Below are 13,982 nucleotides of genomic sequence, written 5' to 3' on the forward strand. Positions count from 1 at the left end.
TTTGCTTTAACCCGTCAAACTCAACACCACCAAACGGTCACCTGGCTGTAAATCCAGGTATTCCCGCCGTGGTGGATTCAAATGCAGATGCCGTCCCTGGGCGTCGGCCTTTTGCCGGAATACACCCAGTGCGATTTCGCCCTCGTCGGCGAGGATACGCTCCAGCAGATGGAAATCGACGCTGCCCGGAAGTGGGTAATCGCTCGGATCACGGAACTGGATTTCCGCTCCACCCACCGTAAACAACTCATCCAGCACCACCCTTAGCTCCCGACGCAATGCGACCTGGGCCAGGATGTGGCTGAGAATCATCGGACTAATCAGCATCTCGTTGCGGTGTTCATACAATAGTGGCCGGTTATCCGGGTCACTGAGCTCAAGAATGAGGTGCGGACGGCGTTCTTTCTCCATCAGGATATCTTCGAGCTGCAGGTACCCCACCATCGCCCGGGCGTCAGCCTCCTCTCCCGATGCCAGACGGTCACTGCTCAACAAAACCACAGAATCGTACGAGGATGGATCTAGCCGCCGCAGCTCGCCCTCCACCATATAATCCGCTTCAACATGGTGGCAGTGGACCGTTGGGTGCTCACCCACGTAGCGGGAAATCGCCAGTGAGCGCTCCGCGGCAGGCACCACCGATACCAGGTCCAGCGAAAACGACTGATTACTGTAACTGCCAAACTCCGCAACCAGGCTAGGCACGCGCCGGTTCCAGCCCAGGACGAGCACCCGTTGCCCGAGATCAGCATTACGGCGAATAGCCACCTTTGGCTCCGCCCGATCAACCGGCGGCAGCGTCGGCCGCTTGGCATTGGGTTCGGTTTCGGAATAATCCCTGGCCATCATGATGACCCGGTCGTTCGCCTCAATTCGCGTCGCCGAGGGCGCAACCAACCGGACATCCCAGCCTTTACCAACCGGGCGCAACAGGCCCAGTACAATGACGTTCGGTCGCGCCGACGCCAGTTCCGCCAGCGATAAACCGGCCACTGAGTCGCCACCGCGCACATAGATGCTGTTGCCTTCGGAACCAGTCAACAGCTCGTTGTAAATCTCCGACAATCCCGGGTGAATGATGTTCTGAACAATCAGCGAGCTGATCGACGCATCACCGGCGACTACTTCCACCTCACCAGGGTAGGCTCTCTCGATAACCGGCAATTTGCGCACATCCTGAATCTCGGCCACCACAAAAGGCAGGGAAGACTGGTACTGACGAGCCTGAGCGGCAATGGACAGCAGCGCCTTCACCGTTTCAACATCCGAAGTCACCAGGCTACCAACGCCCTGAGTGGCGCTGGGCACGATCACTGCCGCCGCATCCAGGCAGGCAACCCGGTGCAAGGCGTCGGGCTGAATGGCAGAACCCGATCGTAGAATGATCTGTCGCGCGCGCCGCCGGATGCCGGGCTCACTTCTGAGCTCATGCACCTGCTCGGCGGAGGCATCCTCGGACAGCACCACCAGGTTCAGCTTCTGGGTGTCGTGTTTTTCAAGAAAACGCCGCATCCGGCCGGACGAGCTCAGCAGCTCTGACAACAGCGGCAATGTCTGGCTGGTCCACCCGAGTACCACGATGTGATTTTTCAGGGTGACCGGCGTCAGTCCACGCTCAAGATCCGCCATTTTGGCAATCAACCAGCGGGTCAGGATGGCCACCAGGGTACCCATGAACACCACATAGCCGCTGACCGTTAGCAGAGTGGAGACAATACGCTGCCAGGTCCCGACATCATCCCCCAGGTATCCGGGATCGGTCAGCCTGAGAAAGGCCCACCAGATCGCCGAACCAGCATCGTCGAAAGACTCACCCAGCGGGACCACTAAAAGGCCGCCAACCAACGAAATCAGGGCGATGAACGCAGCAACCACCACCAACTGAAAACCGGCTCCTTTCACTAACTGGCGTTCGACCAGGAACTTGATTCGATCAACAATTCGGAAGGGAAGCATGCAGGGCCCTGTTCTGAGTGAGCAAATGTCCTGCTAGCATAGCTGACAATCACCTGATTTCCCGAACCTTTTCCATGACTATCAGCGGCTTTCCCGGTAATCCAGCGGGACCAACGACACATAACCAGGACCCATTGCGGTCAGGCTTTCGTATACTGCCCCCATGAAACTTCTAACGACACCACTTCTCCTGATCACACTGACTGCCCTGGCCGGATGCGCGACACGCTTTGTTTCGCCTCCGACGCTTGATGCTCCTGAAACCCAGTACCACGCCACCATCGTGAATGCAGACACCGCTACCTCACTGAGCGTTACTGACTTAGCCGAAGCTGTGGCGCAAGCCGATGTCGTCGTTGTCGGTGAATATCATGGTCATCACGGCTCACATTTGCTGCAGTCGAGACTCCAGGCAGCGCTCTACCAACAAAATCCGGCCTTGGTCCTGACGATGGAGCAGTTTGACCAGAACCGGCAGCGGGAGCTGGATCGCTATCTTGCAGGGGAAACGGGTGAGGCAGAACTGATTGAGGATGCCGGCGCCTGGGACAACTACCGGGCCTCATACCGCCCCTTGATCGAATTCGCCAAGGCCCGGGCAATTCCCGTGATCGCCGCTAATGCGCCGAGCCAGGTCGTACGCTGTGTTGGGCGTCAGGGCCCGGATTACCTCGACACCCTGCCCGCGGATGTTCGCGCTCAACTACCCGCGAATCCCTTTACCGACACACCCGGCTACCGGGAAAAATTCGTAACCGCACTGGCGGGCGGCCATAGCTCCGGTGAAGCGGATATGAATGAGCGCATGCAAAACACCTACAAGGCTCAGCTGCTCAGGGATAACGTCATGGCGATGCAGATTCAACAAGCCCGAAAGCGCTACCCCAGGCACCAGATCCTGCATCTGACGGGAACCTTTCACAGTGAAGAGCGGCTGGGCACGGTAGCGCTGCTGAAACAGCGGGCCCCAGAGCTGGGGGTGGTTGTACTGACGCCGGTTTTCTGGCCCGCCGGGCAAAGCCAGCCCGACATCAAGGCCCAGCGCGGAAAAGGAGATTACCTGTACTTCCTTCAGACCCTGCCGAAAGAATATCGCGATGCAGAGCGCGCCCGGGCGGCAATGTCCGTCCGGTTTAGCCAAGCAAAATCAGCAAGCTGCGAATAAGGGTCGATTTATTGGGTGGCCACCATCTCGTCGGTCACCTGATACTCACCGCGAAGCCAACGCAGAATTTCCTCGGCCGCCGGATGGCTGAAGCCGCCATAGATGCGCTCCAGACTCGCACGCTTGTCATCGCCGATGCGGCCGAGCCCGGTGTCCTGCAGCACTAGGAGATCGGCCAGGATCTGATCCGCCAAATCGAGCCCCAGAGCCTCCCGGGCTGCATGCCGGAGCGAATGACCATACTGGTATTCAGGACCCAGTCGATAAGATTCTGCCAGCGTGATCGCCGGCACGGTGGTCAGCGTTGGCTGCAATGCCGGGTTTATGCCATGGCCCGCGATGTGGGCGGCATTAGCGGCCGGCCTTCCGGTGAAGCCACGCAAATGCAGGTGCTGAGACATGCGATCGCCGTCATTAACCGGATAGTTATCCCACAGCACCGGTTTGCGCCCGAGAACATCGCCCACGCGCTTCAGGTGTCCAGGTGAGATTTCCCGAGAACAGACCTCTTCACCGGTCCAGAAGATATTGACCTCGTGGTCCAGTTTGCGCCCCAGGGTTTCCAGGTAGTCGGCAGGACGCTCCCCGAACACACGGTCCAGCACCCGATCGTCAGAGTAATAGCTCGGGCAGACACTGAGCTGTCGGACCGAACTGTGGTCCCGAACCCAGGCCACTATCTCGGCCTGGGTGTGAGCCAGGTCGGGGGTGTCCGAACGCATGTCATCAAACAGGATCGCCAGTTCATCGATGCCCATGCGATCCAGCAACGCCAGCTTGCGGGCAAGGGCCGCGCGCGCCTCATCATCAAAACGATTGAATATCTCGAAGGGGCTTAACCCAACCCCAAAACGCACACCTTCTTTGCGGCAAAAACTCGCAAAGTTCGCCAGTTCCGCCGCCACGTCCGCTGGATGGGGCTCCTGCCAGCGCCGACGCAGAAAGGCATCAGCCTTGGGCGCGTACAAATAAAAGCCGTACCCGTGGGGTGCCAGGGCGCGCACCAGATGGCGCCGCTCCTGCCAGCTCCACATCGGGCCGTAGAAGCCCTCGATGATGCCTAACGTGGTTGCCATGGTCGCAACTCCCTGCCTGATGAAAAAACGGTGACTTGTGCCGCTGCGGATTAACACATGGTATAGCCGCGGCAAGCATACCGTAGGTCACGACCATATTGCCGGCCCCCAATGCAGGCTATTATAGCGATATCCAAAAGGACCAACTTATGACCCCCTCACACAACCGGTTAGCCAGCCTTGATGCCTTGCGTGGTTTGGCCGCGCTTGTCGTCGTTCTGTTCCACTACCTACCCTACTACGACAAGCTGTACGGCCACGGGTTCGAACTACCGGCCATCCTTAACAGCAGCCTGTTGTTCGGGCGATACGGGGTCCATCTGTTCTTTATTCTCAGCGGCTTTGTGATCTTCATGACGCTGGAGCGCACCTCCAAGGCCGGCTGGTTTGGCCTGGCCCGTGCCTTCCGTTTGTTACCTGCACTCTGGGCCGCCATCGCGCTCACCTTCATCTCGGTGCACTGGCTTGGCCCGGAAAGCCGGGCGGTCACCTTCGAAACCGCGCTGCTGAATACCACGCTACTGCATGAATACTTTGGTATGCAGCATGTCGACGGCGCCTACTGGAGTCTGGTGGTGGAGGTTACCTTCTATAGCTGGATGGCTCTACTGTTCTTCAATCTCCGAAGTTGGTCGCAGCTTCGTTCTGCTTTAACGGTCTGGATAATAATCAGCTATATCGGCGTGCTCTGGTGGAAACAGATTCCGGAGGGCATCGAATTTCTGGTCAAGGATCTGTTGTTTGTGAAATACGCGCCGCTGTTTGTAGCCGGCATGCTGATTTATCGACGCCACCGCTACGGAGGCGGTTCGGTCTTCGACAACACCCTGCTGATCGCCAGTATTGGCCATGGCCTGTTCGCCTACAAAATGCCTTACAGCCTTTTTGTCCTGGGATGCTTCGGAGTCTTTGCCCTCGCGGTGTACGGCCGGCTGCCATGGCTGGCCAACCGCCCCATGCTCTGGCTCGGCAGCCTGTCCTACAGCCTGTACCTGGTCCATCAGAATATTGGTTACGGCGTAATCGACCTGAGTTACCGGGCAGGGCTACCGGGATGGATTGGCGTGGGACTGGCGCTGGCAACCGCGCTCGGTCTGGCTGCAGTTATCCACTACTCGGTGGAAAAACCCGCCCTGACCCAATTCCGAAACTGGCGAAAAAAGTCGGAAACAGCGGCTCCTGCGCCTTCCTCGCCGAACTAAGTCACGCCCATCGAACACTCCGGGGGAGTGCTGTCGCAACTGGTGAAATGTTGGCTAGACTGACAGTGAAAGCCTTGTTCCCAGAACGCACCCCGGTCTCAGGAGGCCGTGATGGAAATAAAAACCTTCGAGGATCTCATCGACTGGACCCGCCAGCTGCATGCACACCTGGCTGAGAGCCTGCACGAATCCGCCGCCAAAGCTCAGAATGAACGCGCAAGCGCTCTGCTCGACTACGTCAGCAGTCACGAACGTATGCTGGAGCAAGCAGTCGCTGAGTTTGAGAAACAGGCCGACTCGAAAGCGATGAAAACCCGCCTTTACGATTACGCCAACCATAAGCCCATCGAAAGCCATCGCACCTGCGACACTCACTACGCCGACCTGGATTTCGATGGAATCGCGCGTGAGGTATTCGATTTTCACGATCAGGTGATGGATCTGTACGACACCCTGATTGGCAAAGCAGAAATTCCCGAGGCACGCACGCTGCTGGAGGATTTGAAAGCCCTGGAAGAGCATGAAGCCATGAGGTTGGCACGCCAGATTGGCCGGATGGATGATATGTAAACAACCGTACGACCTAGGTCGTAGATATGGCCAGTTTTCGTTCCGTTTCCTAACGATAATTGTTAACTTGGGCTACCGTTATGAGTTAACTCCTCCTACCCGGAGGACGCTCTGAACAAAAAACGATAAGAGGATTGAAGAGCAATGAAGATCCGTTCTGTTCTTTCCGCGGCTGCGCTGGCTGTGGCAACGACCTTTGCCGCCACGCAGGCGCTCGCTCAGGATACGTTTACTCTCCGCCTTGCCGAAACCTGGGGCCCGAACTTCCCTATTTTCGGTGATGCATCTAAAAACATGGCCAGAATGGCCGAAGAGATGTCTGATGGCCGTCTGCGCATCCGCATCGACTCTGCCAACAAGCACAAAGCCCCATTTGGCGTGTTTGACATGGTTAAAGCCGGTCAGTACGACATGGGCCACTCCGCGTCCTACTACTGGAAAGGCAAGGTACCTAACACCCTGTTCTTCACCAGCATGCCTTTCGGCATGAATGCCATGGAACAGTATGCCTGGTTCTACCATGGCGAAGGCATGGAGCTGATGCAGGAAGTGTATAACCCGCATAACCTGATGTCCTTCCCGGGTGGTAACACCGGCATCCAGATGGGTGGCTGGTTCCGCAAGGAAATCAAATCCGTTGAAGACCTGCAAGGTCTGAAGATGCGTATTCCTGGGTTCGCCGGCGAAGTCTTTGCCGAAGTAGGCGTAAGCCCGACCAACATTGCACCGGGCGAGCTCTACACAGCGCTTGAGCGCAACACCATCGACGCCGTTGAGTGGGTCGGCCCGGCTCTGGATCTTCGTCTGGGTTTCCAGCAGATCGCTGACTACTACTACACCGGTTGGCACGAGCCAGCTACCGAGCTGCAGTTCCTGGTCAACAAGAAGACCTGGGAGAAGCTGCCCGCTGACCTGAGGGAAATTCTGCGTGTTTCCATGCGCCTGTCCTCATACGAAATGCTGGTTCAGTCACAGCACGAAAATGCCAAGGCATGGGCTAGCATCCAGGAAGAGTATCCGAACGTTCAGATCCGGAAGTTCCCGGACGAAGTCTTTCAGGCCATGAAGGAGGCTAACGATAAGCTTCTGAAGGAGGCCGCTGCTGGCGACGAACTGGCCGCCAAGATCGTTAAGTCTCAGCAGGAGTACCTTGAGCAGTCCCGCGCTTACACCGATATTTCTGAGCGTGCGTACCTCAACACGATGGGCGAAGTCGAGTAAGATCGCGCCCCAAATCGAGCCGGGATTGCTCTCTGAGTGGTCCCGGTTTCGTTGTTTATAGTAGCCGAAAAAAACGCCAACCCGCTTGGCGGAGGATTGTAAATGCGGTGGATTATCAAACTGGACGAGGGCCTGGCCCGATTGTCCAATCTCTGTGGCTGGGTCGCCTGTATCGCGATGATACTAATGGCCGTAAACGTGTTTTACGACGTGGTGTCCCGCTACGCATTCAATGAAGTATCGATTGGCATGCAGGAAATGGAATGGCACCTGTATTCCATCGTTTTTCTGTTTGGTATCCCCTACGCACTCCGCACGGATGGCCACGTTCGCGTAGATGTTTTCTACACCAACTGGAGCAACAAGGCCAAGGCCTGGGTCAACCTGGTTGGCGCTGTGATCTTCGTGCTCCCGTTCGCCTACCTGATTGGCACCTACGGTTACAGCTTTGCCCTCGATTCCTACAGCATGGGTGAAGGCAGTGGCGATCCGGGTGGATTGCCCCATCGGTACCTGATCAAATCGGTTATTCCCGTCACGGCCTTTTTCATCGGCACAGCCGGTCTGGGCATGATTACTTACGCCCTGCGGGTAATGTCCGGCGAGAAAAGCTATACCTCTGAGCACAGCGCGGGAGGTCTGGCATGATCGGTATGATTATGTTCGGCGTCGCCATGCTGATGCTGATGGCGGGTTTCCCTGTCGCCTTTACTTTCGGTGGTGTCGCACTGTTCTTCGGTATTTATGCCGAGGGCATGGATCTGTTTGCGTTCATGCCATTCCGGATCATGAGCGTAATGCAGAACACCGTGCTCATGGCGGTGCCCCTGTTCATCTTCATGGGCGTGGTGCTGCAGCGCACCAGACTGGCGGAACAGCTACTCACCTCCATGGGCCGCCTGTTCGGCGGCCTGCCCGGCGGCCTGGCCATCTCTACCATCCTGGTCGGCGCCCTTCTGGCCGCGTCTACCGGCGTGGTTGGTGCGTCCGTGGTAGCCATGGGCCTGATTTCCCTGCCGGTCATGCTGGCCCACAAGTACGACAAGCGTCTGGCCACCGGCACCATCTGTGCTTCAGGCACCCTGGGACAGATCGTTCCACCGTCGATCATCCTGATCATTCTCGGTGACGTCATCGGCATCCCCGTCGGCGACCTGTTCAAGGCGGCTGTATGGCCGGGCGTGGTCCTGATCGGCCTGTACATTGCCTACATCCTGATCCTGACCCGCCTGAAGCCGGAAACGGCGCCGGCCATGCCAGCGGATCCGACCCGCTCCCGGAGACAGGAAGTCATCTCCGCCCTGCTGGCGATCATTCCGCCACTGGCGCTGATTGTGATCGTATTGGGCTCTATCTTCAGCGGCATCGCCACGCCCACCGAGTCCTCGGCACTGGGTGGTGTTGGCGCCGTGGTTCTGGCTCTCATCTACAAGCAGTTCTCGTTCAAGATGGTCTGGGACAGCGCCAAGGATACCGTCAAGGTAACCGCCATGGTGTTTGCAATCCTGATCGGTGCCACTGCGTTCTCTATGGTGTTCAGCTACACCGGCGGCGACTACCTGCTGGAAGAATGGCTACACCTCCTGCCAGGCGGCCAGTGGGGCTTCATTATCCTGGCGATGCTGGTGATCCTGATCCTTGGCTTCTTCATCGACTTCGTCGAAATCTCGTTCATCATCGTGCCGATTCTGGCGCCGATTGCTGAGGCCATGGGCATCAACATGCTCTGGTTCGCCATCCTGATTGCCATGAACCTGCAGACGAGCTTCCTGACGCCACCGTTTGGTTTCTCGCTCTTCTACCTGAAAGGGGTGGCACCACCGGAAGTCCGAACGGTAGACATCTACCGCGGGATTATCCCGTTCATTCTGATTCAGATTCTGGTGTTGGCACTGATCGTGATCTTCCCCGAATGGTTCGGGATGAGTTCCACCTACTGACCCTCCTAAAAAACCGGGCCTCATGGCCCGGTTTTTTTATGTCGCTATCCATCGTTTCCAGCCCTTTCACGACCTAACCTGACAAAATCCCAACCTTTTCTATACTGAACACAGAACCGGCGGTTCCCGGATGAACAGACGGGACAAGTCCCTGTGCGTCTTCGCACAGAGGGCCGCGATGTTCAGGTCAGGCAAAGGGAGAGAGGGACTCATGACACAAAACACCGCCCAGAAAACCGAACAAACGGGCCGTGAATCCACACCACACGTGCTAACTCTACCGCTAGAAGCAGCACAGACCGACCGTAACCCCCACAACTACGAACGCTGGCTTATCGCCAAACTCATGCGCATGGCCGGATCGCCTCCCATCCGGTTCCAGCTGTGGAACGGCGACGTCATTGACCCCAAGGATCAGGAGGTCCGTTTTGCCCTCCACCTGAAAGACCCAAAGGCGCTCTATTCCCTGGTCGCCAACCCCAACCTGGCCTTTGGCGATCTGTACAGCGCAGGCAGGCTGGACGTTGAGGGCGACCTGCCGGATCTGATGGAAACCCTGTATCGATCGGTGCACGCCGCGCGACAGGAATGGCCAAAATGGCTGGACGCACTCTGGCGCAATCACAACCCGCGCTCCACCGGGATCACTGAAGCCAAGGAAAACATCCACCACCATTACGATCTGGGCAACGAGTTCTACCAGTTGTGGCTGGATCAGGCCGAAATGCAGTACACCTGTGCCTACTACGAACGCCCCGACCTGACTCTGGAGCAGGCCCAACTGGCCAAGCTGGAACATGTCTGCCGCAAACTCCGGCTCAAACCGGGCATGACCGTGGTCGAGGCCGGCTGTGGCTGGGGCGGACTAGCCCGTTACATGGCCCGACACTATGGCGTGAAAGTGCACTCCTACAACATCTCCCGGGAACAACTGGTCTATGCCCGGGAGCAGGCCCGCCAGCAAAAGCTGGACCACCTGGTTGAGTACGTGGAGGACGACTACCGAAATATAAAAGGTCAGTACGATGCCTTCGTATCGATCGGCATGCTCGAACACGTCGGCAAGGAGAATTACCCGGCGCTGTCGGCCCTGATCAAACGCAGCCTTAAGCCAGACGGCATTGCCTTGCTCCACAGCATCGGCCGTAACCGGCCCATGCTGATGAATGCCTGGATTGAGAAACGGATTTTCCCCGGGGCCTACCCGCCGAGCATTGGCGAGTTCATGGAGATCTGTGAACAGGGTGATTTCTCGGTGCTCGACGTGGAGAACCTTCGGCTTCACTACGCCCAAACCCTGAGCCACTGGATGGATCGGTTCACGGAAAGCCAGGACCAGGTCTCGGAGATGTACGATGAGCACTTTACCCGGGCCTGGCGCATGTATCTGGCCGGCTCCATTGCCGCGTTCCGGGCCGGCTCACTGCAGCTTTTCCAGGTCGTGTTCACACACGGTGCCAACAACCAGCTGCCACAGAGCCGACACGACCTTTACACAACGCCCGCAGCACCGGAGCAGGTGTGATGGACTACTACGACCTGATCATCGTTGGCGCCGGCCCCGCAGGCTCTACCCTCGCCCAAAGCCTGCAGGACAGTGGCAAACGCATACTGTTGATCGACAAACAGGACTTCCCACGGGACAAGACCTGCGCCGGCTGGGTCACGCCGGCCGTGATGAACACCCTGAAAATCGATCGCGACGACTACAGCCAAGGCCGAACCCTGCAACCCATCCGACGCTTCCGCATCGGTATGATGGGCCAGCCACCGGTGGAAAACGATCATGGCGACGTGGTCAGCTATGGCATTCGACGGTGCGAGTTTGACACCTACCTGCTGGACCGGGTGACCGCACCAAAGATGCTCTCCACCCCCGTGAAAGGCATTAAGCGGGAGGGCGGTAACTGGCAGATCAACGGCACCTGGGAAGCACCGCTGATCATCGGTGCCGGTGGCCATTTCTGTCCGGTGGCGCGTTTACTGGGCGAGGGCCCCGGCAGTCATGAAACCATCGTTGCCGCCAAAGAAGTCGAGTTCGAGATGACGCCGGAGCAGTCGCAGATTTGCCAGGCCCGGGGTGACACCCCGGAGCTCTGGTTTTGCCGCGATCTCAAGGGCTACGCCTGGGTGTTCCGCAAGGAGAATTTCCTGAATATCGGCCTGGGCCGGGAAGACAATCATAGGCTGACCGAGCACCTGGAAGCCTTTGTGCAAGACATGAAAGACACCGGCCGCATCCCCTCAGACCTACCTGGCCGGTTCAAAGGCCATGCCTATCTGCTCTATGCCCACGCCGAACGACCACTGGTCGACGACGGCATTCTGCTGATTGGCGATTCCGCCGGACTGGCCTACACCCAGAGTGGCGAAGGGATCCGGCCGGCAATTGAATCCGCCCTGATGGCGGCCGATGTTATCCGCGATGCACAGGATTATTCGGCATCGTCACTGCAGCTCTACGGCGACGCCATCGCCGAACGCTTTGGCACCCGGGCCACCGAACTGGAACAGGGCTGGCAGGTACCCGACTGGATCAAGACGCCGTTGGCTACCACGCTGATGCGCTCCCATTGGTTCACCCGCAAGGTAGTGACCGAAAAGTGGTTCCTGCATCAGCAGGTTCCGCCGCTTGAAGCTGCAGTCTGACATCGCCCGGTTACTTTACCCAGCACAAAAAAGGGCGGCCGAGGCCGCCCTTACTTCGGAAATTCTATCCGGCTTAGTGACCCAGATAGCTCCGATACATCCACACGGTTTTTTCCTGCTGAGAGATGTAGTCACTCATCAGTGCGGCGGTGCCTTCGTCGTCGGAATCACTTGCCAGGCTCAACAGATCACGCTGCTTACCGATCAGTTTGGCAAAGCTTTCGACGATGTTTTCCATCGCCTCACGGCCATCAGAGACGTCCTTCTTTTCCTGCACCTCGGATTTCTCGATATAGGTGCTGTAGGAATGGGCCGGACGATGACCGAGAGTGAGCACCCGCTCGGCAATTTCGTCGATCTTCAACAGAAGGTCGTCGTACAGTTCCTCAAACTTCACGTGCAGCTCGAAAAAATTGTCACCCTTGATGTTCCAGTGATAGCCGCGCACGTTCATGTAGAAAATCTGATAGTTGGACAGCAGATCGTTCAACGAATCTGCCAATTGCACAGTTTTTTCCGTGTCCAAACCAATAAAGTTCTTACCCATTGCGTGTCTCCTTGACGTTAACTCAATTGAATATGTCCGCCATGCTAGGCCACGACCAGACGGCGCAGAAGTAAAATTCACCAATTCGATTGATAGCTTCCGATTATTGACTCAAGAATCGCCATAGACACCAACACATACCGTCCAAACCGCCTACAACGACCAACCCCTATACACCGGGGCCACAATCGGTACAGCCTTCTGCTGGCTCAGGCCCCTTACTGAGGTTGCGGTTCAGTTGTTTCAAGGCCGTACGCAAACCTTCTTCAATGACCGGGTGATAAAACGGCATCTCAAGCATTTCACTGACGGTCATCCGATGCTGGGCCGACCAGGCCAGCAAGTGAGCGATATGCTCGGCCGCTGGCCCAAACATCTCGGCGCCCATGAACAACCCGGAGCCGTGCTCGCCGTATACCCGCAACAGGCCCACATTCTTGCCAATAACCCGGCTGCGGCCCTGATCCTCAAACGACACTTCACCAACGGCAAAGCGGCCCTTGCAGCGCTCGTCCACCTCATCAATGGTCAGACCCACGGCCGCAATCTGCGGGTCGGTAAACACCACCGCCAGAGGCGTCCGGCGCAAGCCCGCCAGCACCTCCGGGTAAGCAGCCGCATTGTCACCGGCAATGCGGCCTTCGTCGGCCGCCTCATGCAGTAGAGGCAGGGTGTTATTGGCATCGCCGACAATAAAGATGTGGCTGTCGCCGCAGCGAAGGGTGTAGGGGTCAAACAGCGGCATGCCTTTGTCATCCAGCTCAATTTCAGCATTCAGGATGTCCAGGCCATCAACATTGGGGCGCCGACCGGTCGCGGCCAGGAGGTAATCGAAGGTCTCGGACACCTCTCCCTGGTCGTCCTCCTGAAAGGTAATCCGGACACCGCTCTCAGTGCGTTCCACCTGCTTTACATCCGCCTCGGGGTTGAGCGGGAACTCCCGATTGAACGTGTCGAGGGCGCACTGGCGAATGGTCTCATCACGAATCGGCCCCACCGAGCCACCCACACCGAACATTCGCACCCGCACACCCAGGCGGCTCAAGGCCTGACCCAGTTCCAGGCCGATCACTCCGGGACCAAACACCGCAACGGACTCCGGCAGGTCCTGCCATTCGAACAGGTCGTCGTTGACCACGAGGCGGTCTTTCGCTTCCTTTAGAAAACCCGGGATATTGGGGCGGGACCCAGTGGCAATGATGATCCGTTCAGCATGCACCTCTCGAACGTCGCCATTGGTGCCCTCAATCATCAAGCGCTTCGGACCGGCAAACCGGGCGTGCCCGAACATGCGGTGGTGATCGGGGAATTTATCCACTGACTCCACCACCGAGCCAACAAAGCGATCCCGCTCCTGGCGGACCCGCTTCATCACCGCCTTGCCATCAATATTGATGCCACCGGCTGAAATGCCAAACAGTGGCCCCGTGGCCATGTGATGGGCATTGTCCGCCGCTGCGATCAGTAGCTTACTGGGCATGCAACCGACCCGGGCACAAGTAGTCCCGTACCGGTTCGCCTCAATCAGTACCACCTTGTCAGTGACTTTGCGGACACGCTGGTAGGCGACCATCCCGGCGGTGCCGACCCCGATAATGGCAACATCCACCTCTCGCTTTTCCATACAAACCTCTCCTTGCAACCGTCGTGACGTCG

General features: G+C 57.7%; 12 protein-coding genes. 8 read left to right on the top strand and 4 right to left on the bottom strand.

The annotated features are described in order from the left end of the window. Positions 1-6: 6 nt before the first annotated feature. On the bottom strand, positions 7-1,956 hold the full coding sequence (locus QUE89_RS15365) for a CASTOR/POLLUX-related putative ion channel (RefSeq protein ID WP_286220916.1): 1,950 nt from the start codon (positions 1,954-1,956) through the stop codon (positions 7-9). A gap of 163 nt (positions 1,957-2,119) precedes the next feature. On the opposite strand from QUE89_RS15365, the gene QUE89_RS15370 reads away from it, so the two are divergent. After that, positions 2,120-3,121, top strand: a complete 1,002-nt coding sequence (locus QUE89_RS15370; protein ID WP_286220917.1) for a ChaN family lipoprotein — start codon at positions 2,120-2,122, stop codon at positions 3,119-3,121. A gap of 8 nt (positions 3,122-3,129) precedes the next feature. Here the strand turns inward: QUE89_RS15370 and QUE89_RS15375 are convergent, their stop codons facing one another. After that, positions 3,130-4,197, bottom strand: coding sequence for a beta-N-acetylglucosaminidase domain-containing protein (locus tag QUE89_RS15375; RefSeq protein ID WP_286220918.1), 1,068 nt, complete (start codon positions 4,195-4,197; stop codon positions 3,130-3,132). A gap of 149 nt (positions 4,198-4,346) precedes the next feature. Between QUE89_RS15375 and QUE89_RS15380 the strand changes: the two genes are divergently transcribed. The 7 genes from QUE89_RS15380 to QUE89_RS15410 all read left to right on the top strand — a co-directional run bounded on the left by QUE89_RS15380 (position 4,347) and on the right by QUE89_RS15410 (position 11,779). After that, entirely contained in the window at positions 4,347-5,399 is a 1,053-nt protein-coding gene (locus tag QUE89_RS15380; RefSeq protein WP_286220919.1) for an acyltransferase family protein, read from the top strand. 111 nt (positions 5,400-5,510) lie between these two features. After that, positions 5,511-5,969, top strand: a complete 459-nt coding sequence (locus QUE89_RS15385) for an ATPase (RefSeq protein ID WP_286220920.1) — start codon at positions 5,511-5,513, stop codon at positions 5,967-5,969. Positions 5,970-6,113: 144 nt separating this feature from the next. After that, a complete protein-coding gene (locus QUE89_RS15390) occupies positions 6,114-7,190 on the top strand; it encodes a TRAP transporter substrate-binding protein (RefSeq protein ID WP_286220921.1) in 1,077 nt (358 codons plus the stop codon). Positions 7,191-7,292: 102 nt separating this feature from the next. Next, complete coding sequence (locus QUE89_RS15395) at positions 7,293-7,838, top strand: TRAP transporter small permease subunit (RefSeq protein ID WP_286220922.1); 546 nt, start codon at positions 7,293-7,295, stop codon at positions 7,836-7,838. Beyond that, on the top strand, positions 7,835-9,130 hold the full coding sequence (locus QUE89_RS15400) for a TRAP transporter large permease (RefSeq protein WP_286220923.1): 1,296 nt from the start codon (positions 7,835-7,837) through the stop codon (positions 9,128-9,130). The genes QUE89_RS15395 and QUE89_RS15400 overlap by 4 nt, the downstream gene beginning before the upstream one ends. Positions 9,131-9,341: 211 nt before the next feature. Then, positions 9,342-10,655 (top strand): SAM-dependent methyltransferase, encoded by a 1,314-nt coding sequence (locus QUE89_RS15405; protein WP_286220924.1) that lies wholly within the window; start codon positions 9,342-9,344, stop codon positions 10,653-10,655. Then, positions 10,655-11,779: an NAD(P)/FAD-dependent oxidoreductase gene (locus QUE89_RS15410; RefSeq protein ID WP_286220925.1), complete on the top strand. Its 1,125-nt coding sequence runs from the start codon at positions 10,655-10,657 to the stop codon at positions 11,777-11,779. Before QUE89_RS15405 ends, QUE89_RS15410 begins: the two co-directional genes overlap by 1 nt. A 73-nt stretch (positions 11,780-11,852) precedes the next feature. Here QUE89_RS15410 and QUE89_RS15415 read toward each other — a convergent pair whose 3' ends face one another. Continuing rightward, positions 11,853-12,326, bottom strand: a complete 474-nt coding sequence (locus QUE89_RS15415; protein WP_138438636.1) for a Dps family protein — start codon at positions 12,324-12,326, stop codon at positions 11,853-11,855. A gap of 169 nt (positions 12,327-12,495) precedes the next feature. Then, a complete protein-coding gene (locus QUE89_RS15420; protein ID WP_286220926.1) occupies positions 12,496-13,950 on the bottom strand; it encodes a dihydrolipoyl dehydrogenase in 1,455 nt (484 codons plus the stop codon). Positions 13,951-13,982: the final 32 nt, after the last annotated feature.

The sequence above is a fragment of the Marinobacter sp. LA51 genome, assembly GCF_030297175.1.
Taxonomy (GTDB): Bacteria; Pseudomonadota; Gammaproteobacteria; order Pseudomonadales; family Oleiphilaceae; genus Marinobacter; species Marinobacter apostichopi.